Source organism: Massilia sp. TSP1-1-2 (genome assembly GCF_049896185.1).
In the GTDB taxonomy this organism is placed as follows: domain Bacteria; phylum Pseudomonadota; class Gammaproteobacteria; order Burkholderiales; family Burkholderiaceae_D; genus Telluria_A.
Map to the genome: position 1 here is coordinate 56,009 of NZ_JAFCTU010000004.1, position 19,372 is coordinate 75,380.

General features: G+C 63.7%; 18 protein-coding genes. 7 read left to right on the forward strand and 11 right to left on the reverse strand.

Annotated elements, in window-relative coordinates:
* Window positions 1-13: 13 nt before the first annotated feature.
* The 5 genes from ACP7BV_RS04640 to ACP7BV_RS04660 all read right to left on the reverse strand — a co-directional run bounded on the left by ACP7BV_RS04640 (window position 14) and on the right by ACP7BV_RS04660 (window position 6,415).
* Entirely contained in the window at window positions 14-649 is a 636-nt protein-coding gene (locus ACP7BV_RS04640) for an acyltransferase (protein ID WP_426102333.1), read from the reverse strand.
* 46 nt (window positions 650-695) lie between these two features.
* Entirely contained in the window at window positions 696-1,757 is a 1,062-nt protein-coding gene (locus tag ACP7BV_RS04645; protein ID WP_426101999.1) for a Gfo/Idh/MocA family protein, read from the reverse strand.
* Window positions 1,758-1,820: 63 nt separating this feature from the next.
* Entirely contained in the window at window positions 1,821-3,149 is a 1,329-nt protein-coding gene (locus tag ACP7BV_RS04650) for a nucleotide sugar dehydrogenase (protein WP_426102001.1), read from the reverse strand.
* A 70-nt stretch (window positions 3,150-3,219) separates the two neighbouring features.
* Window positions 3,220-5,181 (reverse strand): polysaccharide biosynthesis protein, encoded by a 1,962-nt coding sequence (locus ACP7BV_RS04655; RefSeq protein WP_426102003.1) that lies wholly within the window; start codon window positions 5,179-5,181, stop codon window positions 3,220-3,222.
* 247 nt (window positions 5,182-5,428) lie between these two features.
* Complete coding sequence (locus tag ACP7BV_RS04660; RefSeq protein WP_426102005.1) at window positions 5,429-6,415, reverse strand: MBL fold metallo-hydrolase; 987 nt, start codon at window positions 6,413-6,415, stop codon at window positions 5,429-5,431.
* Window positions 6,416-6,599: 184 nt separating this feature from the next.
* Between ACP7BV_RS04660 and ACP7BV_RS04665 the strand changes: the two genes are divergently transcribed.
* Window positions 6,600-7,241, forward strand: coding sequence for a glycoside hydrolase family 19 protein (locus ACP7BV_RS04665; RefSeq protein ID WP_426102007.1), 642 nt, complete (start codon window positions 6,600-6,602; stop codon window positions 7,239-7,241).
* 25 nt (window positions 7,242-7,266) lie between these two features.
* Here the strand turns inward: ACP7BV_RS04665 and ACP7BV_RS04670 are convergent, their stop codons facing one another.
* Together ACP7BV_RS04670 and ACP7BV_RS04675 are read right to left on the reverse strand one after the other, a co-directional pair.
* Window positions 7,267-8,202, reverse strand: coding sequence for an N-acetylmuramoyl-L-alanine amidase-like domain-containing protein (locus ACP7BV_RS04670; RefSeq protein WP_426102009.1), 936 nt, complete (start codon window positions 8,200-8,202; stop codon window positions 7,267-7,269).
* A 64-nt stretch (window positions 8,203-8,266) separates the two neighbouring features.
* Window positions 8,267-9,889 carry a hypothetical protein gene (locus ACP7BV_RS04675; protein WP_426102011.1) on the reverse strand — a complete coding sequence of 541 codons (1,623 nt, stop codon included), beginning with the start codon at window positions 9,887-9,889 and terminating at the stop codon, window positions 8,267-8,269.
* A 365-nt stretch (window positions 9,890-10,254) separates the two neighbouring features.
* On the opposite strand from ACP7BV_RS04675, the gene ACP7BV_RS04680 reads away from it, so the two are divergent.
* Window positions 10,255-10,413: a hypothetical protein gene (locus ACP7BV_RS04680; protein WP_426102013.1), complete on the forward strand. Its 159-nt coding sequence runs from the start codon at window positions 10,255-10,257 to the stop codon at window positions 10,411-10,413.
* A gap of 109 nt (window positions 10,414-10,522) precedes the next feature.
* On the opposite strand, the gene ACP7BV_RS04685 is transcribed toward ACP7BV_RS04680, so the two are convergent.
* Window positions 10,523-10,753, reverse strand: coding sequence for a hypothetical protein (locus ACP7BV_RS04685; RefSeq protein ID WP_426102015.1), 231 nt, complete (start codon window positions 10,751-10,753; stop codon window positions 10,523-10,525).
* 87 nt (window positions 10,754-10,840) lie between these two features.
* Between ACP7BV_RS04685 and ACP7BV_RS04690 the strand changes: the two genes are divergently transcribed.
* The 4 genes from ACP7BV_RS04690 to ACP7BV_RS04705 are packed head-to-tail and all read left to right on the forward strand — an operon-like array spanning window position 10,841 to window position 13,776.
* Window positions 10,841-11,215 (forward strand): LiaF transmembrane domain-containing protein, encoded by a 375-nt coding sequence (locus tag ACP7BV_RS04690; RefSeq protein WP_426102017.1) that lies wholly within the window; start codon window positions 10,841-10,843, stop codon window positions 11,213-11,215.
* Complete coding sequence (locus ACP7BV_RS04695) at window positions 11,205-11,933, forward strand: LiaI-LiaF-like domain-containing protein (protein WP_426102019.1); 729 nt, start codon at window positions 11,205-11,207, stop codon at window positions 11,931-11,933. The genes ACP7BV_RS04690 and ACP7BV_RS04695 overlap by 11 nt, the downstream gene beginning before the upstream one ends.
* Window positions 11,933-13,033, forward strand: a complete 1,101-nt coding sequence (locus ACP7BV_RS04700; protein WP_426102021.1) for a sensor histidine kinase — start codon at window positions 11,933-11,935, stop codon at window positions 13,031-13,033. The genes ACP7BV_RS04695 and ACP7BV_RS04700 overlap by 1 nt, the downstream gene beginning before the upstream one ends.
* Before the next feature lie 14 nt (window positions 13,034-13,047).
* Window positions 13,048-13,776, forward strand: a complete 729-nt coding sequence (locus ACP7BV_RS04705; RefSeq protein ID WP_426102335.1) for a LytR/AlgR family response regulator transcription factor — start codon at window positions 13,048-13,050, stop codon at window positions 13,774-13,776.
* Here the strand turns inward: ACP7BV_RS04705 and ACP7BV_RS04710 are convergent.
* The 3 genes from ACP7BV_RS04710 to ACP7BV_RS04720 all read right to left on the reverse strand — a co-directional run bounded on the left by ACP7BV_RS04710 (window position 13,757) and on the right by ACP7BV_RS04720 (window position 18,528).
* On the reverse strand, window positions 13,757-15,997 hold the full coding sequence (locus ACP7BV_RS04710) for an ATP-dependent DNA helicase (protein WP_426102023.1): 2,241 nt from the start codon (window positions 15,995-15,997) through the stop codon (window positions 13,757-13,759). The two genes, ACP7BV_RS04705 and ACP7BV_RS04710, sit on opposite strands and share 20 nt — an antisense overlap.
* The gene (locus ACP7BV_RS04715) at window positions 15,994-17,649 is read right to left on the reverse strand and encodes a VRR-NUC domain-containing protein (protein WP_426102337.1); all 1,656 of its coding nucleotides are present in this window, start codon (window positions 17,647-17,649) and stop codon (window positions 15,994-15,996) included. The genes ACP7BV_RS04710 and ACP7BV_RS04715 overlap by 4 nt, the downstream gene beginning before the upstream one ends.
* Window positions 17,650-17,757: 108 nt before the next feature.
* Window positions 17,758-18,528, reverse strand: coding sequence for a hypothetical protein (locus ACP7BV_RS04720; protein WP_426102025.1), 771 nt, complete (start codon window positions 18,526-18,528; stop codon window positions 17,758-17,760).
* A 304-nt stretch (window positions 18,529-18,832) separates the two neighbouring features.
* Between ACP7BV_RS04720 and ACP7BV_RS04725 the strand changes: the two genes are divergently transcribed.
* On the forward strand, window positions 18,833-19,336 hold the full coding sequence (locus tag ACP7BV_RS04725; protein WP_426102027.1) for a hypothetical protein: 504 nt from the start codon (window positions 18,833-18,835) through the stop codon (window positions 19,334-19,336).
* The last annotated feature ends 36 nt before the right edge of the window (window positions 19,337-19,372 follow it).

Consider the following 19,372-nt stretch of genomic DNA (forward strand, 5'->3'; position numbering starts at 1 on the left):
ATGGCAGTCGGCGTCAGGCGGGCAGGGCAGCTTCAATGGTGCACACGCCGCCGCGCACGGTGTAGACGTCGCCCGTGTGCGCGCACGTGGCCGACCCGTCGACGCCCGGTTCGAGCGCCAGGCGTTCGCCGTGGCGGCTCATCCAGCCGCTGTGGCGCGCCGGCACGCCGGTCATCAGGGCAAAGGCCGGCACGTCGCGGTTGACCACGGCGCCGGCGCCGATAAAGGCGTACTGGCCGATGGTCACGCCGCATACGATGGTGGCGTTGGCGCCGATGGTGGCGCCGCGCTGCACCAGCGTGCGCCGGTATTCGTCCTTGCGCAATACCTCCGCGCGCGGGTTGTAGACGTTGGTAAACACCATGCTGGGGCCGCAGAACACATCGTCCTCGATGGTGACGGCGTCGAACACCGAGACATTGTTTTGAATCTTGACGCGCGCGCCGATGCGCACGTCGTTGCCGATAAAGACGTTCTGGCCCAGCGAACAGGCAGGTCCAATGACGGCGCCGGCGCACACGTGCGAGAAGTGCCAGACGCGGGTGCCTGCGCCCAGGGTGGCGCCGGCGTCGACGACGGCGCTGGCGTCGACGATGGCGCCGCTGTTGGCGCCGCTGTCAGCGGCGGTGTCGGTGTCGGGTTGCCCCATGCCGGCGGAGGCGAGCAGGTCGTGAAATGCAGAAAGGTCGGTCATGTCAGTACTCCAAAGGCAAGGCCACGCGCTTGCCGTCGCGCGCGGACATGTAGGCCGCGACTAGAATTTCGAGCGATTTGAGGCCTTCGCGCCCGTCGGTTTCGGGTTCGGCTTCGCCGCGCAGCACCTTGATCACGTTGTCGTAGTACAGCGGGTGGCCAAAGCCGTACACCGACGTGGTGGCGTAGCTGGCGTCGCGCACCAGCAGGTCGTCTTCGTGCGCAGTGGCGAACTCCCACTGCTGCACTTCGTTGACCGCCACGCCGCCAATGCGCACGCTGCCAAGTTCGCCCAGGATGGTGATCGAGCCTTCCAGATTGCGCGGGTAGGTCAGCATCGTCACATTCATGGAGCCGAGCGCACCGTTGCGCCAGCGCAGGCTGATCACGCCGGTGTCTTCGACCTCGATGTCGCGCGCCAGCGTGGCCGTGTAGGCTTGCAGGCTTTCGACCGGACCCACGATCCAGTCGATCAGGTCGACGTAGTGGCTGGCCTGGTTCATGAAGGCGCCGCCATCGTATTCCCAGGTGCCGCGCCACTTGGCGCTGTTGTAGTAGGCGTCGGGGCGGGTCCAGAACACGTTCAGGTTGACCATGTAGATGCGCCCGAAGCGCTTTTTGTCGACCGCGCTTTTGAGCAGCTGCAAGGTGGCGTTGCGCCGGTTTTGCTTGACGACGAACATGCGCACGCCGGCCGCGTCGCAGGCCGCCACCATGCGCTTGCCGTCTTCCCAGCGCGTGGCCATCGGCTTTTCGGTGATCACGTGGCGCCCGGCGGCGGCGATCTGGATCGCCTGTTCCGGGTGCAGGCCGGACGGGGTGGCGATGATGTAGGCGTCGGCGTTGCAGCGCGCGAGCATCTCGGCCAGCGTGCGGTAGGGGCGCGCGCCGGTGGACAGGGCGGCGGCCGCCAGCGCCTCCTGGTTGATGTCGCACACGCCCACCAGTTCGCAGCGGTCGGCGTGGGTGGCGATGGCGTTGAAGTGATTGGCGGCGATGCGCCCGCAGCCGACCAGGGCAAAGCGGATTTTGCGGTCAAGAACGGCGGGTGGAAAGTAGCGCATGGTGGATCCTTGGGATGAGGGCGGGTCGGAGGCGATGTGCATGGACAGAGGCATGGGCCAGGTTCAGGCTTTGACGACGTTGGGCAGCGGATCGAGGTAGACCCCGCGCGTATCCACAATCAGTTGCGCGTGGCGGGCAATGAGCTGGTAGTCGAAAGCGCTGTGGCTGGTGGCCAGCAGCACCACGTCGTAGCTGGCCAGCGTCTCGGCGGTCAAGGGCACGCTGTCGAGCGCGAAATGGTGTTCGCGCATGGCCGGGAACACCGGCACGTGCGGGTCGGAGTACTCAACCAGGGCGCCCTTGTCGCGCAAAATTTCCATCAGTTCGACCGAGGGCGACTCGCGCATGTCTTCGACATTTTTTTTGTAGGCGATGCCCAGCACCAGCACGCGCGCGCCCTTGACCGAGCGCGAACGCGCATTGAGCGCGTCGGTCAGTTTGCCGATCACCCAGTGCGGCATATCGCTGTTGATTTCGCCGGCCAGTTCAATGAAGCGGGTGTGCAGGCCGTACTGGCGCGCCTTCCAGGTCAGGTAAAACGGGTCGATCGGAATGCAGTGCCCGCCCAGGCCCGGACCGGGGTAGTAGGGCGTGAAGCCGAACGGCTTGGTGGCGGCGGCGCGGATGACTTCGTGAATGTCGATCGCCATTTTGTCGGCGATGATTTTCATCTCGTTGACCAGGCCGATATTGACGGCGCGGTGGATGTTTTCAAGCAGCTTGGTCAGCTCGGCGGCGCGCGTCGAGCTGACCGGCACCACCCGGTCGATCGCCGGGCTGTAGAGCGCAATGCCGGCCTGCAGGCAGGCTGGCGTGTCGCCCCCGCACACCTTGGGAATGGTGCGGGTGGCATAGTCGGGGTTGCCCGGGTCTTCGCGCTCGGGCGAAAACACGAGGAAGATGTCCTGGCCCACGGTAAAGCCGCGCGCTTCCAGGCGCGGGCGCAATTCTTCGTCGGTGGTGCCGGGGTAGGTGGTGCTTTCGAGCGAGAGGATCTGGCCGGCGCGCATGTGCGGCAGCAGCGCGTCAGCGGTGGCCAGCACGAACGACAGGTCCGGTTCGCGGTACACATTGAGCGGCGTGGGCACGCAGATGATGAGTGCGTCCGCTTCGGCGGCGCGCGCGAAATCGGTGGTTGCCTCAAAGCCTGCGGCGACGGCGCCGGCCACGGCGCTGGCGGCAATATGCTCGATGTAGCTGGTGCCCTGGTTCAGGCGCGCGACCTTGGCTGCATCGATGTCGATGCCGAGCACCTTGAAGCCGGCCTCGGCATAGCGCAGGCTGAGCGGCAGGCCGACATAGCCAAGGCCGATAATGCCCACCACGGCGTGCCGGGTTTCAAAGCGGTTAATAAGCCGGGTGAGGTAACTGCTGGCATGATGGTCGCGCATGATGATTATCTCCGCGTTTCGGAAAGTGATATTTAAATATTATTGGATGACGGTGTTAAATGCGCTTGAACTAAATACGGAATGGAATGATTCTGGTTAGTGCCGGGTGATTGACGGTTTTGGCCGGCAGCGAATGCGCGATGGATGGCATTTGCGGCGTATATTCCGTCACGATGGCTTTCACCATCGATTCGATCATCCCGCGGTCATTGGTATCGCAAGCCATCATCAGGAAAGTGATATAGGTTTCCAATACGCCCGCATGCAGCGCGTTTTCCTTCATGCGCATGATGCGCGGATGCTCGCTGGGGTACACCAGGCCGTCGGTCAGCAGCTCTTCGTTAAGCTTTTCGCCGGGAAACAGGCCGACGAACTTGATCTCGATGTCGCCGTCCGGCTTGGCGGGGGTGCGCTCGGTCAGGCCCGACATGACGATCATGGTGCGCGCCAGGTCGACGATTTTGATCGGCTCGCCCATGTCGAGCACGAACACGTCGCCGCCCTTGGCCATGGCGCCGGCCTGGATCACCAGTTGCGCCGCCTCGGAAATAAGCATGAAGTAGCGCGCCACCTCGGGGTGGGTGATGGTGAGCGGGCCGCCGCGGGCAATCTGGCGCTGGAACAGTGGAATGACCGAACCGGACGACCCGAGGACGTTGCCAAAACGCACCATGCAAAACGTGGTTTCCGTGGGCGCCTTGGACGCTGCCGCCTGGAAAATCAGCTCGGCGATGCGCTTGCTTGCGCCCATGATGTTAGACGGGCGCACCGCCTTGTCGCTGGAAATGAGCACGCAGGTGCTGACCTTGAACTTGGCTGCGGCCGAGGCGATGACTTGCGAGCCGAGCACATTGTTGCGCAAGCCTTCGACGATATTGGTCTCGACCAGCGGCACGTGCTTGTAGGCCGCTGCATGGTAGATGGTGTCGACCTGCTCGTCTTGCAGGATGCGTTCGACCAGCGCGGCGCTGCAGACCGAACCCAGGTGGGCGATGATGGGCAGCTCGGGGTGGCGCGCCATCAACTCTTGCTTGATGGTGTACAGCGCGAATTCGGAATGGTCGAGCAGGTGCAGCTGGGCCGGGGCGAGCGTGACGATCTGGCGGCACAGTTCGCTGCCGATGGAGCCGCCGGCGCCGGTTACCAGCACGGTCTTGCCATGCACGCAGCGGGCGAACAGGTCGATCCGGGGCGGCACCGGGGCGCGCCCCAGCAAGTCTTCGAACTTCAGTTCGCGGATCGCTTCCATGGGCGCTTTTTCGTCGGCCAAATCGAGCAGGCGGCTGAGAATTTTGGTGGTGACGCCCGCCGCCGCCATGCGCTGCATGATGTCGCGCAACCGTTCCGGCGAGACCGATGGAATGGCGATGATGATCGAGCGAATGCACAGCGAGTTGACCATTTCCACCAGGCGGTCGGTGTGAAACACGCGCAGGCCGGCGATGGTGCGCTCGTTGAGCAGGTGCTTTTCGTCAAAGAAGCACACGGGCCGGTATTCGTCGCTGTTGCGCATGGTTAACGCCAGTTGCGCGCCTTGCTCGCCGGCGCCGTAGATGGCGACGGCATGGTCGGGGGGCGGGCTCTTGCGGATATGGTTGCGCAGGAAATTGCGCACCGTCAGGCGCGATGTCACGACATAGGAAAATGCAATGAACCAGTAGATGGCCAGCGCGCTGCGGGGAAAGCGCTGATCGTTGAGCACCAGCAGCACGAAATACACGCACAGCACCGCCAGCGCCAGCGTGAGCCCGGTCACCACCAGCAAGCGCTGGTCGATGAAGCGGATCACGGCGCGGTACAAGTCGGACATGGAAAAGGCTGCCACGGTGACCGCCGCCACCACCAGGTAAGACACGAGGCCGTAATTGAATGCGAGACTCAGGTCGCCCACCCGCAGCAGCATGGCCATCAAGATGCAGAATGGCAGGGCCAGCAGGTCGACGCCGACCATCAGCGCGATTTTTGCATTGCGGTTGAGGGACACCAGGTCGGTGCAAAATTGGGCAAGGGCGGGAGCGAGTGGCGTCTGCATGGCGGTGACTATTCAGAATAAAGGTTATCTTCAATAGCTTCTTTTAAATGCCGCCGATAAATAATAATCGCGCCGGTGAAAGCAGGTGCCCGATTATGTGCGCTTAGATGGCTTATCGTTGTGTAAGTTTATTATCAGGCGCGCTTAAGGTGGTTGATTTGACAGTTATCAATGGCCGAGATAAGCATTATTTCCCCAGGGTTTTAAATCGTGATTGAATAAATACGCGCGGAAATATTATGTCGATTTAGCGTAGTGATTCGGGGTGATCGCGAAAGGCGTAGCTTTCCCCGTGCTTGAGATAGGTGATCCTGTTTTCCAGCCCGGCCGCGCGCACCGCCAGCGCAAAGTCGGCCAGTGGCGAGGTGAAGACGTCGTAATCGTTGTAATGGATGGGGATGGCGCGCGCCGGCGCGATAATGCGCAGCATGTCGGCGCCGTCCTGGCCATCCATGGTGACCTTGAGTACCTTGAGAATGCGGGTGCCGCCCAGGTGCAGCAGCGCCAGGTCGATGCCCGGATAGCGCTGCCCGATGTGCGCGATGTCGTCGTACAGCAGCGTGTCGCCACTGATATACATGCGGTAGTGCTGGCCTTGCTGCGGCCCGGCAAAGTCGAGCATGGCGCCCATGACTGCGGGCAGCAGCGCGGCCACGCCGGCGGGGCCGTGGCGAGCGGGCATGGCGGTGATGGTCAGGCGCGCGTCGCCATGGGCGACCTGGAGCGCCTCCCACGGTTGCAGTGCCACCAGGCGTTGAAAGCCCAGCGCCTGCAATTTGCCCGCCGCCTGCGCCGTGGTGACGATCACGGTGTTGCGGTCCAGCTGCTGCTGGACGAGGCGGTCGAAATGATCTTCGTGGAAGTGCGACAGCAGCACCAGGTCGATGGGCGGCAACTGCGCCAGCGTCAGCGCCGGCTCGGTCAGGCGCTCGCTGTGCAGGCCGTAGCCGAGATGTACCAGCTGGCCCTTGTGCAAGAAATTGGGGTCGGTCATGATGGTCAGGCCCAGGTAGCGGATCAGTACCGTGGCCGTGCCGATGAACTGCACCGAGCCGCCGGGCGCTGCCGCTGCCCCTATCGTTTGCGGGGCGACCGGCAAGGTGAGATGCTGGGTGGGCGCGGTGGCGGCCGCTGCGCCCGCCCCGGCCGGCGGTGCCTGGGCCAGGGCCGCGTGATCGGCCAGGCAGACAGCGATGAGTAGCACGACTGTGGCGAACAGGGCAGGTTGGCGCATCGCGGTCTCCGAGCCGGCGACAAGGGCCGGGCATGCAGGTTGGAGTCGCCTGGCGCACGACAGTTCAATATCTGCTGGGGGCTTGGCGCGCCGGAAGATGTATTTTGCGAAGGTTTGACATCGGTGGATACTGTCGCGCTGCGAAATTCATAACATCAAAGAGCGAACTGTGAAGGAAACCACCATGTCCGTTGTCGTCACGCTCGACCAGCTTGCCAGGCTCGCGCCACAGTGCAGCGCTAATTACCGCGCCGCTTTCGTCGCCGGCCAGCCGGTGCTGGCGCGCTACGGCGTCTCGGCCAGGCGTTTGCGGGTGGTTCATTTCATGGCGCAGGTGCTGCATGAATCTGGCGCGCTGACGCTGCAGTTCGAAAATTTGCGCTACAGCGCCGAAGGCCTGGTCAAAACGTGGCCGCGGCGCTTTCGCCCGCAGGGGCCGCTCGAGCCCGAGGAGTATGCAAACAACCCCGAAAAACTGGCCAATGAAGTCTATGGCGAGCGCATGGGCAACGACCGCCCGGGCGACGGTTACCTTTACCGTGGTCGCGGAATGCTGCAGCTGACTGGAAAGGACAGCTATGCGCGTGCGACCACTTTCTTACGCCAGGGCGCGGCCGACGCGCCCGACCTGACGCGCGAACCGGACGCCGTGGTGAGCGCCGCCTGGTGCCTGCACGTGGCCGCCGCCGAATGGGCCGCGCGCGGCTGCAACCAGGCGGCCGACCAGGACGACGTCGCGCGCGTTACGCAATTGATCAATGGCGGCGAGATCGGCCTGGCCGAGCGCATCATGTGGACCGCGAAAACGCGCCGGGTTTGGCGCTGAAAGCTGGTATCGACCGAGGATCCGGCTAGTTCCTGGGAACCGCCTCGGCGCTGGACGGCACCGGGCGCGGCTGCGGCGCCATCGGCGGCACCACGATATTGTCGTTCAAGCGCAAGAACTTGAATCCCGCCAGCTTCTGGCCGTTGCGCCCTTCCTTTGCGTTCTTGAGCTCGCGCTCGGCGGTGCGCTGGAAGAACGCCGTGAAGCTTTCTTCGCGCACCTGCGGCTCGGCCGAATTGAGGAAATTGCGCTGGCCGTCGGCGCTGATGACGATCAATCCCACATGCGAGACCCAGAACGCGCCGTCGCGCGTCGACACCACGTTGACCAGGTCGCCCTCGCGCAGTTGCGGCAATACCGGGGCCAGCTTGTCCTTGCCGACATACCATTCACGGCTCGTTTGCACGGGAATGTCGCGCAGCGTCTGGTGGCGCATGCGCAAAAAGCGCGCGCGGTCGACCTTGAGCTCATAGCTCATCGCATCGGCGCCGCCAAGGCTGGCGCTCACGTCCGTCACCAGCCAGTTGTTGTTCGCGTTCCAGTCCACCTCGGTGTAATGGTTGCGCGTGGCTACGCCAATCACGCCATCCTTGTAGCGGATGCGCTGCAGCATCCAGAAAAACTCTTCCCACGAGCGGCTCAGCGCCATCGCGTAGGTATGTTCGGCAAACACCACGCAATCGCTTTGCTCAAGGCTGAACATCGGCAGTGCATCGTGCAGTTCGTACGGATATTCGCCCAGCAAATTGAGCATGTACGGCTGGCCGATGTTCTGGCGGCCGATGGCGGCGATGCGCTTGCGCAGATCGGGCTCGGCCTGCGCCATATGCGCAATGTAGCGGTTCACTTCCTGCGGCGTCATTTGGTAGACCTGCTTGTGCAGCAGTTCATCGGTGGTGAGCGTGCCGGCCTTGCAGGCGGACAGGATGAAAGCAAGAAACAGCAGGGAGACAATGCGCATGGGGACATTTTCAGCAGGGATGTGGCGCCATGGTAGCTGCTGGCACAGTCCCGGACAACCGAATTTACATGCAGTTGCGAAATTTAAAGCTGGCGATGCGCGTGCGCCACGCCGCGTGTCCCGTCAGCGGCAAATACTGCTGGGTGTACCAGAAGGTGCAGCCGTCGGCCGGGTCGAGCGTTAGCGCACCGGTGGCGGCCAGCTGGCGCGCCGCGCCAAGCTGCACGCCGCTGCCATTGACGACGACTTCCTCGGATTGCATGCGGCCCGGTGGATCGCTGCGCTGGCGCCCGGTATAGCGCACGCCGGGTGGCGTGTCGGGTCCGGCTACGCCGTAGCCAAGCGCGATATTGCCGGCCCGGTCGATGCCGATGCTGCCCTGGGCGCCGTGCGCGGCGTCGGGCGCGTGGGTGCCTTGCTGGTACACGTGCACTGCGCGCAGCGGAGCGCGCAATTCGTACCAGCGCAAACCGGTGCCGCCATCGCGCTGCTGCACCGCGTGCGCCAGCAGCAGCGCGCCGCGGCCCGCGTCGTCGCCGACGTTGCCGACCCGGCCAAGGTCGCCGGCGTCGTGGCGATAGACGGCGCGCGGCATGAGCCGGTCGCCCGGCGCAAATTGCGTCAACCCGGGCCGCGGCTGGCCGATGCATGGCGCTGCGCCGACGTCGGCGCAGGCGCTCTGAAACGGCGCCACGGCAATGGCGAGCGGCTCGCCCATGCTGGCGCTGGCAAACGCAAAGCGCCACAGCAGCAATCGCGCGCCGGTACCGTCCTCTGTAAAATCGAGCGACAGAATCGGCGCCGGCGTGCCTTTCGGCGGCGCCGTCTCGCCTTCCAGGCTGGCCGCAACGGCGGGACCGAAGGCGGCGCCCGGATCCTGGCAATGGAGCGCCGCATCGCGCCCGCGCAGCAGCGCCGCGCGATCGATGCCGCAGACGCGCGGGCCGCGATAGCCGCCCTGCGCATTGTCGAACAGGCTGAAGGTAAGGTAGTAGGCGTCGGGCCACAAGGCAATGCGCGCGTCGTCGACCTGCAGTGCTGCGCCGCCCGCGCCAACCATGTTGATCGCATAGCGGTAGTAGCTGCCACCCGCGTCGGCGCTGGTCGAGACGGCGATGCACTGCACGTGCCGTCCCGGCGCGCCAGCCAGCCAGGAGAGCAGCCAGCGCTTTTCAAGCTGGTCGTACAGGACCGACGCTGCGCCGCCGCCAGGGGCCGTGCAGGCATCGGCGCCGGCGCCGGAAAACAGCGCATGCAGGTTGACGGGCCCGGATTGCAGGGCGCCGTCATGCTTGCCGTAGACCGCCATCGCCGCGCCGACCACTTGCACGTATTGCTGTTCGCCAGCCGCGCCGCTGACACCCGAGGCGCCGGCGGCGGCCGCCATGCCGTCCACATTGACCGGGGTGCCGCCGGTGCTGACGTGGGGCAGTGGCGGCGTGGCCGGTCCGACGGGATGCGCGTGCACCGGCGCGCCCGCCTGCGCCAGTTTGCGCGGCGCGTGGCGCATCTGCGCTGTCACGCTGCGCACGCTGGTGTCCGCTGCGTCCGCTGCGTCCGATGTGTTTGGAGTGTCAGGCACAGGGCCACTGGCGGACAGAGAAAACAGCGCGCCGCTGACCCCGAGCTGGCGCACCGCCGCGTCGCTGGCCACTGCAGGCGCTGCGATTGCCAGGACAATTATCACAAGCGATTGCGCAAGCTTTACCATGTTTTCTCCCGTCGTTGTAGGACAGGAGGCAGTAATCATGCCTGCATGCGCTGACGAGGAGGGCGCGTGAAAGTTAGCCGCGTCAGTGCTGGTCTTCTGCGATGTTGTAAAAAATATCGACAGCGCAAAAACAGTGTGCGCGTAGTGTGTGGCAACGTACGGTTGACTTGCGTGCGCAGCCTTATGATGAAGCCGTGTGAATGAGGAGCCGCAGAAGCAAAACCTGCGGAAAGACTTCTTCAGCAGGTTAGCCGGTCGCCTCGAGTATCGGCACCAATTTTGCAAGCCAGCGCAAGCCACCGCGATGGACCAAACTACACTGGATAAGAATGGAGGTTGTCATGGCTAGCTTTAACCATCCGCCAAAGCAGGTCGTGCGCGCTTACCTCGAACGTCGCTCACGCGACCCGAAACCGCCGCCGTCGCCCGAAGAAATTCGGCGCCAGCTTGGATGGGGCCTGGCTCCTTCCGACTTCAAAATGGCCACCAGCCGTTCTTGATGTCCAGTGCCACGTAAATAAAATCGACAACAGGAGAAACCACCATGACCAAGCGTATCGGAAATAAAGACGAAGCCCAGCAACGCGGCAAAGCGGAAAAAAAAGACATTTAGCGCACCAACATCGCGCGTGAAGCCGTCAAGCAGGCAGTGGCCAGAAGCAAATATTTCAAACAGGTGAAGAACCAGCCTGCGATGAGCGCGTAATTCTGCCTCGTCCTGGCAAAGCCCGCATCGGCAACGATGCGGGCTTTTTTGCGTCGATCGATGCCGTTTGTGCTCTGTCTGGCGGCTGTTTGGCAGCTGTCAGTGCGTCTTTCGCCGAATTGCCCGTCATTCACCGGCAGCTTTACGCCATTCGCCGAATCCCGGTTTCCCTTGCCATCCTGTCCATGTATCTTGATCCTGTTCTTTCAACAGGAGGTAGCGTGAAACCCGAAACTTCGTACGAATGGCGCAAGCAATTGATGTGGGGCGTAGTCCTGATCTGCTTTGGCCTTGGCATTTTCCTGGACCAGATGAATTTGGTCGAGTTCCGCGGCATGTGGCATTATTCGCCGCTGCTTTTGGTGGTGTTCGGCATTAACAAGATGATCGGCTATCCGACGGCCAAGCATTTCACGAGCGGCTTGTGGGAGCTGTTCATCGGCTTGTGGATCTTTGCCGTGTTTGAAAACATGTACGGCCTGACCTGGGGCAACAGCTGGCCCTTCGTGATCATCGCCAGTGGTGTGACGATGGTGCTCGAACCGATCATCAGGAAGCGCTTTGCCCCCAACGAGGAGTATGGCAATGAAAAGTGATATCAACAAGCGTGACGGCAAGCGTGACGGCAAGCGCAGCATCCCAAGCCAGGTGATCCTGGGTGCGTTCGTCATCGGCATGGGTGTGTTGTTCCTGCTCGATAATCTCGACATCTTCGACTTCCACCGCGCCGTGGCGTTCTGGCCGGCAGCCTTTATTTTGTTCGGCGTCATCAAGCTGCTCGACACTCAGTCTCCCAACGGTGCTCTGGTCGGCACGATCCTGATTGGCGTCGGTGCCGTCATGACGATCAACCGGCTCGGTTTCATGCATATCAATATGCGCGCCTTGTGGCCGTTGCTGATCATCTTCCTCGGCGCGGCCGTCATTTACAAGGCGGTGACGGGGCGGCGCATGCTGGGCATGCAGTCGAAGGACGACGACGCCACCGATGCGGTGGTGGACATCACGGCCATCCTCGGTGGATTTGACCGGCGCATCACGACGCCCGCTTTTCGCGGCGGCGAAGTAACGGCGGTGATGGGCGGCTGCATGCTCGACTTGCGCGGCTCGTCGATCGAAGGCGAAGCGGTGCTCAATGTATTCGCCCTGATGGGCGGCATCACCCTGAAGGTGCCGCCCGATTGGACGGTGGCCCTGAACGGCACGCCCATCATGGGCGGTTTTGATGAAAAGACCATCACCGCGCCGCACAACAACAAGCGCCTGGTCATCCGCGGCTACGCCATCATGGGCGGCGTGGAAGTGCGCAACTGATGCAAGCGGTGCCAGCTCTGCCAGGCCTGCAGACGGTGCACGGCGCGCAGGGGGCAGTGTCCACCCGGCGCGGCGCCGCGCTGTACCTGCTGGCGTGGCTGATGCTCGGCATCGCCTTTGCCGCTTTGGTGGTCAGTGCCACTGGCGCCGGGTGGGTCAATGGCCTGGTGTTTGCGATTCCGACGACGCTGCTCTATGGCTGCGCCGCCGGTTTCTCGTCGTACTATCTGTGCCGCGCCTATCCGCTGGCGGAAAAAAATGCCTTCGCCATCGTGCTGGTGTTTGCATTCTCGGCCATGGTGTCGGGCGCCATGTGGACCATGCTGTGCGTGCTCTGGAACAGCCTGTGGCGCGAGTTGCTGGTGCCGCTCGGGCCGGCGGCGCGCTTTACCGTGTTTGGCCTGGGCGTGATCCTGTACTGCCTGACGTCGGTCGCGCATTACCTGGTCATTGAATTTCAGCGCGCGCGCGCCGCCGAAAGGCGCGAGCTCGAATCGCAACTGGCCGCGCAAGAGGCCGAACTGCGCATGCTGCGTACGCAGATCGACCCGCACTTCCTGTTCAACAGCCTCAATTCGATCAGCGCGCTGACGTCGCAAAATCCGGCCGGCGCGCGCGAAATGACGCTGCAGCTGGCCGAATTTTTCCGGCACACGCTGGGCCTGGAGGCGCACCGCAAGGTCACGCTCGACGCCGAGGTCAAGCTGTTGATGCACTTTCTGGCGATTGAAAAAGTGCGCTTCGGCGCGCGCCTGCAGGTCACGCAAAACATCGTGGAAGGCGCCGGTGCCTGCCTGCTGCCGCCGATGATCCTGCAGCCGCTGGTGGAAAACGCGGTCAAGCATGGCATCGGCCACTTGCCCGGCGGCGGCTCCGTGCGTCTGCATGCCGAGCGGGTCGGCTCGATCCTGCATGTGCGGGTGGAGAACGACGTTGACGAAGACTTGCCGCAAGCGTCTGCGGGCAAGGGCATCGGCCTGGCGAACGTGCGCCAGCGCCTGGGGGCAATGTACGGCCATGAGGCCAGCGTCAACTGGACGCGCGAAGACAATCTGTTCAAGGTGGCGCTGGCGCTGCCCGCCGAGACCAAGGAGCTGTGAAGATGCTTGCGAAATTGCGTGTAATTGTCGTGGACGACGAAGACCTGGCGCGCGGCCTGGTACGCGAGTTCCTGGCCGCGCATGCCGACATCGAGATCGTGGCCGAATGCGCCAACGGCTTTGAAGCGGTCAAGGCAATCACCGAGTGCGATCCGGACCTGGTTTTCCTGGACATCCAGATGCCCAAGCTGAATGGCTTTGAAGTGGTGGAGCTGGCCGGACGCCGGGCGCGCTATATTTTCGTGACCGCCTACGACCAGTATGCGCTCAAGGCGTTCGAGGTGCACGCCGTCGATTATCTGCTCAAGCCGTACAGCCAGAAGCGCTTTGATGAAGCACTCGCGCATGCGCGCACCAGCCTGGGCGGCGCACCCGATCCCGTGGCCGCCGTGGTCGGCGAGGCGCTGGCGCGCAACAAGCCGCTTGACCGGATCCTGATTCGCGATGGCGCCAAGGTGCACGTGATCGGCGTCGAAAAAATCGACTATATCGAGGCCCAGGATGACTATGTGCAGATCCATGCGGAGGGCAAGGGCTACCTCAAGAACCAGCGCCTGGCCGAACTGGAAAGCGCGCTCGACGCCGGCGCATTTGTGCGCGTCCACCGCTCGTACATCCTCAATATCGGCTGCATCAGTCGCATCGAACAAGGCAAGGACAGCCACAGCGCCATCCTCAAGGACGGCACCCGCCTGCCGGTCAGCCGCAGCGGCCTGCAAAAGGTCAAGGCGCTGATCGGGTAACTTGCCACCAGCGCGGCAGCAGCGCCTGCACGTCGTCCTGGGCGAAGCGGTCGTCAATCAGATAGACCACGCCGCGGTCGTTCTCGGTGCGGATCACGCGCCCGGCCGCCTGCACCACTTTCTGGATGCCCGGGTACAGATAGGTGTAGTCGTAACCCTGCCCGAAAATGGTCTGCATGCGCTGGCGAATCTGCTCGTTGACGGGATTCATTTGCGGCAGTCCCAGCGTGGCGATAAAGGCGCCGATCAGACGCGCGCCCGGCAGGTCGATGCCTTCGCCAAAGGCGCCGCCCAGCACCGCAAAACCGATGCCGCGACTCTCAAGCGTAAAGCGGCCAAGAAAATCGTCGCGCTGCGCTTCGTTCATGCGGCGCGGTTGGTGCCAGGTCGAAATGCCCGGGAACTGCTGCGCGAACTGCGCGGCCACTTGTTCGAGGTAATCGAAGCTGCTGAAAAACGCCAGGTAATTTCCGGGCATAGCGTCGTACTGCGCCGCGATCAGGCGCGCGATGGGTGCGGCGGAACTGGCGCGGTGCTGAAAGCGGGTCGAGATGCGCTCGACGATGTGAACGGTGAGCTGTTCGGCCGCAAACGGGGACGCGATGTCGACCCATGCGCTGTTGTCTGGCAGTCCCAGCGCGTCGCCATAGTAATTCCAGGGGCTGAGCGTGGCCGAGAACAGCGCGGTCGAATGCGACAGCGCAAAGCGCGGCTTGAGAAAGGGCGCCGGCAGGATGTTACGGATGCACAAGCGCGTGTTTTTGGGGTCGACCATGCTCGCGTCGAACAGCGAGTGTTCGCCGAAAAGTTCAGCGAGCCGCGCAAAATGCATGGCGTCGAAATAAAAGCGCTGCAGGGCCGGGTCCATCGGCGCCGGGTTGTCCGACAGGTAGTCGGTGATGGTGGCGCTGGCGCCCTGCAGGGCAGCCAGCAGTTTTTCGGGCGGCGCGGGGAGCACCTCATAGGCGGCGCTGCCCGCGGCTGGCCAGTTGCGGGCGACCTTGTCGAGCGCCGTCTGCACCAGCTTGGGCGAGCCCGCGCGCGCCGCGCGCAGGGCGAGCCGGTCAAGTTCGGCCGAATACATCTGGCGCGCCCGGTTGACCAGGTTGTGCGCTTCGTCCACCAGCACCGTGATTTTCCACTGGTTGGCCAGCGTCAGGCCGTACAGCAGGGCGCCCAGGTCAAAGTAGTAGTTGTAGTCGCCCACGATCAAGTCCGACCACTTGGCCATTTCGCTGCCCAGGTAGTAGGGGCATACCTCGTGCGCCAGCGCCACGCAGCGCAGCGCGGCGCGATCGAGCATGCCGGCGGCGGCGGCGGCGCTGCGCGCGTGCGGCAGGCGGTCGTAAAAGCCCTTGGCCAGCGGGCACGCGTCGCCGTGGCAAGCCTTGTCGGGATGCTCGCACGCCTTGTCGCGCGCGACCAGTTCCAGCACCCGCAGCGGAACCGCGTCGCCCGTTAGCGAGCGCGCCGCGTCAAGCGCCAGCTTGCGCCCGGGCGTCTTGGCGGCCAGGTAAAACACTTTGTCGATCTTGTGCTGTGGCGCGGCCTTCAAGACCGGGAACAGCGTGCCGACCGTCTTGCCGATGCCGGTCGGCGCCTGCGCCATCACGCACCGTCCACTGCTGCTGGCCTTGAAGATGGTTTCGGCCAGGTCGCGCTGGCCGGGGCGAAACGCCGGATGGGGAAACTGCAGCGCGGCCAGAGCGGCGTCGCGCGCCAGGCGGTGCGCCAGCTCCTGCTCGGCCCAGGCGACGAAGCGCTCGCACAGGCCGGTGAAGAGCGCCGCCAGCGTCTGCGCGCTTGCCAGCTCGCGCAGCACGGTTTCGCTCTGGCGCCCAATGTCGAAGTACACCAGCGCCAGGTGGACCTGGTCCAGGCCGAGCTTTTGGCACAGCAAGTGGCCGTACACGCGCACCTGCGCCCAGTGCAGGTGGCGATGGTTGTCGGGCATGCTGGCCAGGTCGCCGCGAAAGGTCTTGATTTCTTCGAGCAGGTTCTGGTCCGGATCGTAGCCGTCGGCGCGCCCGCGCACCAGCAGTGGCCCGTGTTCGCCCGACAGGCTCACTTCGGTCTGATAGGTGGCGCCGCGCCGGCCGGTGACGACGGCGTGGCCGGCCATGCCTTCGAGCGCGGTGGGCGAGGGCGTAAAGCGCAAGTCCAGGTCGCCCTGTTTGGCGGTGAACTCGCACAGGGCGCGCACGGCGACGACGTAGCTCAAACCGGCGGCCCGGACCACTGAAGGTAGCACACCGAAATGGGCATCTGGTGCGCGGCGCAGTATTCGATCCAGCGCATCTGGTTGTCCTGCAGGCGGTCGCCCGGGCCTTTTACTTCAATCATGTTGTAGCGCCGCTCGGCGGGCCAGAACTGGATCAGGTCGGGAAAGCCGGTGCGGTTGGCCTTGATGTCGAGCAGGATGCGCTCGCACCATTTTTTCAGGTGCAGCGCGGGGATGCAGTCGAGCGCCATCTCGATCAGTTCGGCGCTGAGCGCTTCCCAGGTCACAAACGGCGACTGGATGCCGCATTTTTCGGCATAGGTGGCGCGGATGGCGGCGCGATAGGCGTCGGTGTCGAGTTCAGCCAAGCATGCCCGAAACGCCGCTTCGCGCCGCGGAAAAAAATCGGCGCTGAACAGGTCTGCCGGGCCGCGGTGGAAAGGGTGGAAAAATGCGCCGGGAATGGCGCTGAAGATGGCGCGCCAGCACAGCAGGCCGAACAGCGCGTTGATCAGCGCATTTTCGACATAGAAGACGGGCGCGTCGTCGCGCTGCAGATGGTCGCGCACCACGCCTTCGACCCACCACGCTTCCTGCGGCATCGGCATCGGCAGGTGCAGGTCCAGGCGCTGCACCGCCGGGTTGCGCCGCGACGGCGCTTTTTCGTGGCCAAGCCGGCGCGCCAGGCGCGGCCCGATGCGCGCGAGCTGCTGGCGTTCGGCGTCGCTCTCCGGCGCTTTTTGGGCCAGCGTGAGCAAGGTATGGGCGCGCTGGTATTGACCGTCTTTTTCCAGCACCCGGATGGCCCGGCCGCGCGCGCCGGGAAAGCGGCAGCGCGTGTACAAATCAATGGCGCCGGCCCAGTCCTTTTGCTTTTCAACGTGCTGGGCGATCTGGAACAGCAGCCGTTCGCGCCGGCTGTCGATCCAGTCATTGTCAAACGCCTCTGGCGGCAGGGAATGCAGCACGTCGTCCAGCGCCTCGCCAGCTTCGAAGCGCTCCTTGCAGCCATGCAGCGCGAGATAGTCGTCGACGTCGCCCCGATGGCGAAAACCGCGCGAGTGTGCGCTGAAGTCGACCTTTTCAAACTTGAATACACCCAGGTCGGAGAGCACGAACTCGGTCCAGTCCTGGCGCAGATTGCCAAAGAAAATGAGGCGCAAGCGGTCGCACAGGGGTTTGACAAGGATGCTGTAGACCACGTCGGTGGAGTCGCGGCACCAGTGCGAAAAGGCGCGCGCATCGTCAAACTGGGTACGCAGCGCTGCCAGCTGCTCGGCCTTGCGGGCGCCTTTTTCGTGCAACGACAGGCGGAAAACGGTAGCCAGCTCGTCTTTGAGCAGCAGGTCGAACAGTTCGTCGAGCGACATGACCGGGTCGCAGGAGACCCAGCCGGTGGGCAGCAAATGGCGCGCGGCCTCGACCGGGCAGCCGATTTCAGCGTAGTTGAGCTTGCTAGCGCGAAATAATGTGCCTTTGCGCATGACCATGCGCACGAGCAGGGCGCGCGCAGGCTGGGGCAGGGTCGCGAACAGGGCGATGAAGGCGCGCTCATCGTCAAGGAGCAGGTCGTCGTAACGCTCGGCGATCCATTCCAGCACCCGATGGAAATTATCGAGATAGTAAAACTCGTTTTCAAGCACTTTGCGCATCTGCACTACCGGACTTCTCTATTAACTGTGATTATATACAGTATAACTTCTGACCCCGGCAAAGCCCAGAAAATTCCCTCTTTTCGCGCGCGCTGTGGTTTTTGCCGGTCAAGGTTTCAACTTGTGCAATTCGGCGCAGCCGTGGTCCTTGGGCGTAACGGGCATGCAGGTTCCCTGAGCGCGCCCGGCCAGTTCCATCGCCACCGCCGGCGCCGAGGCGGGCAGGGGCGCTGGCGTGAGCAGCAAGATCGCCGCGATCAGGGCAACATCCGGATCGGGCGCAGGGATCGTCAGCGTGGGTTCCCGGGGTGCCGGTTTCATCGGCGCAGGCCTGATTTTTTTCTCGCGCTCGAGCAGGGCGGCCAGGGCGCGCCCGCGCAGTGCTGGTTTTTTAGGCGCGCCGGCGAGCCGGGTGGGCTGCCTGGCCTTGGCTTTCGCTTTCGCTTTCGGCTTGGTCGCCGGGTGCAGGCGTGTGGCCGGCGTCTGCGTCGGCAGCATGCCGGCAGTGCGCGCCTCATGCTGCAACGCTGGCGGAACGGGCGGTTCAGCCGGCGCGGCAGGCGGGGGTAAAGACGCCAGCTGGGCTTCGACCGAGTCCACGGTCTCGAGCCGGGCGGCGGCCACGATGACCTTGCCGTCCGGGGAATGATCGCTCTCCTGCGCCAGCAGGGCCAGCACTGCAAGCACTGCGGCTACGAGCAGCGCGCCCAAGGTCAGCATCGCCGTTTGCAAGCGGGTCAGTCGCGCCGGTTCTTCGCTGAACAATTGACGGCGATACGGCTTGGGCAGGCTGAAGTCTTTCTTGCTGACGGTGCGCCTGGGCTGCGGGGACCGCTTCGTTGGGGCGAGCGGAAAGGGTTTGTCGTCGGAAGCGTGCAAGTTCGACTCCTTGATTGGGAACCACGTTCCTAATTAGAAAGAAACTGCACGAGATCGCCATGATCTTTCTCTTGCTTCCTTCCGATTGTCCGCCCGGTGTCGCTTTTGTTTTCCGAAATGAAGCGTGCCGCACCGGTACATTGATCAGGCGCAATCGCCGTGCACTTTCGGGAACCAATAATAGACTTCGGACTACAACTCGAGGCCTGCCATGAATGCGAAAAAATTGCTTACGAGCCTCTCATGCGTTGCGGTGCTCGCCGCCTGCGCATCGACCACGCCGGCGCCGCCCGCGCCGCCTGCCATGGCCACCTTGCTGCAGCAAGCCGACAGCGCGCTCAAGTTGGGTCAGAGCGACGCCGCCGTCGCCACCCTGAAAATTGCTACCCGGGCTTACCCGCTGGAGAAGACTGCTTGGCTGCGCATTGCCCAGGTCAGCTTCGACTGCCACGAATACGGGGAGACCATCACGCATGCGAAAAAAGTGCTGGAGCTTGACCCGGACAACGTCGTGGCAACCAGCTTGCTGGCAGTGAGCGGCCTGCGCGTGTCGAGCAAGGCGCTGGCCGACCTGACGGTCAAAAACAGGATCGTGACGGGCGACGTGCGCGCCGAAGCCCAGAATCTGGCGACGATTTTACGCACCAGCGTTGGCGGCGAGATCATCCCGGCCGTGGAAAAAACGGATCGCAGCAAGCCGCGTGCAGGCCGCGCGCAAAAGACCATCGCTGCCTCGCAGGGGCCTCGCTCCACTACCGAGGAGGTGCTGGACCTCCTGAATCAACCGAACGTTCCGGTGAAAAAGTAATCGAATTCTCACACAACAATCACACTAGCGGGAGAA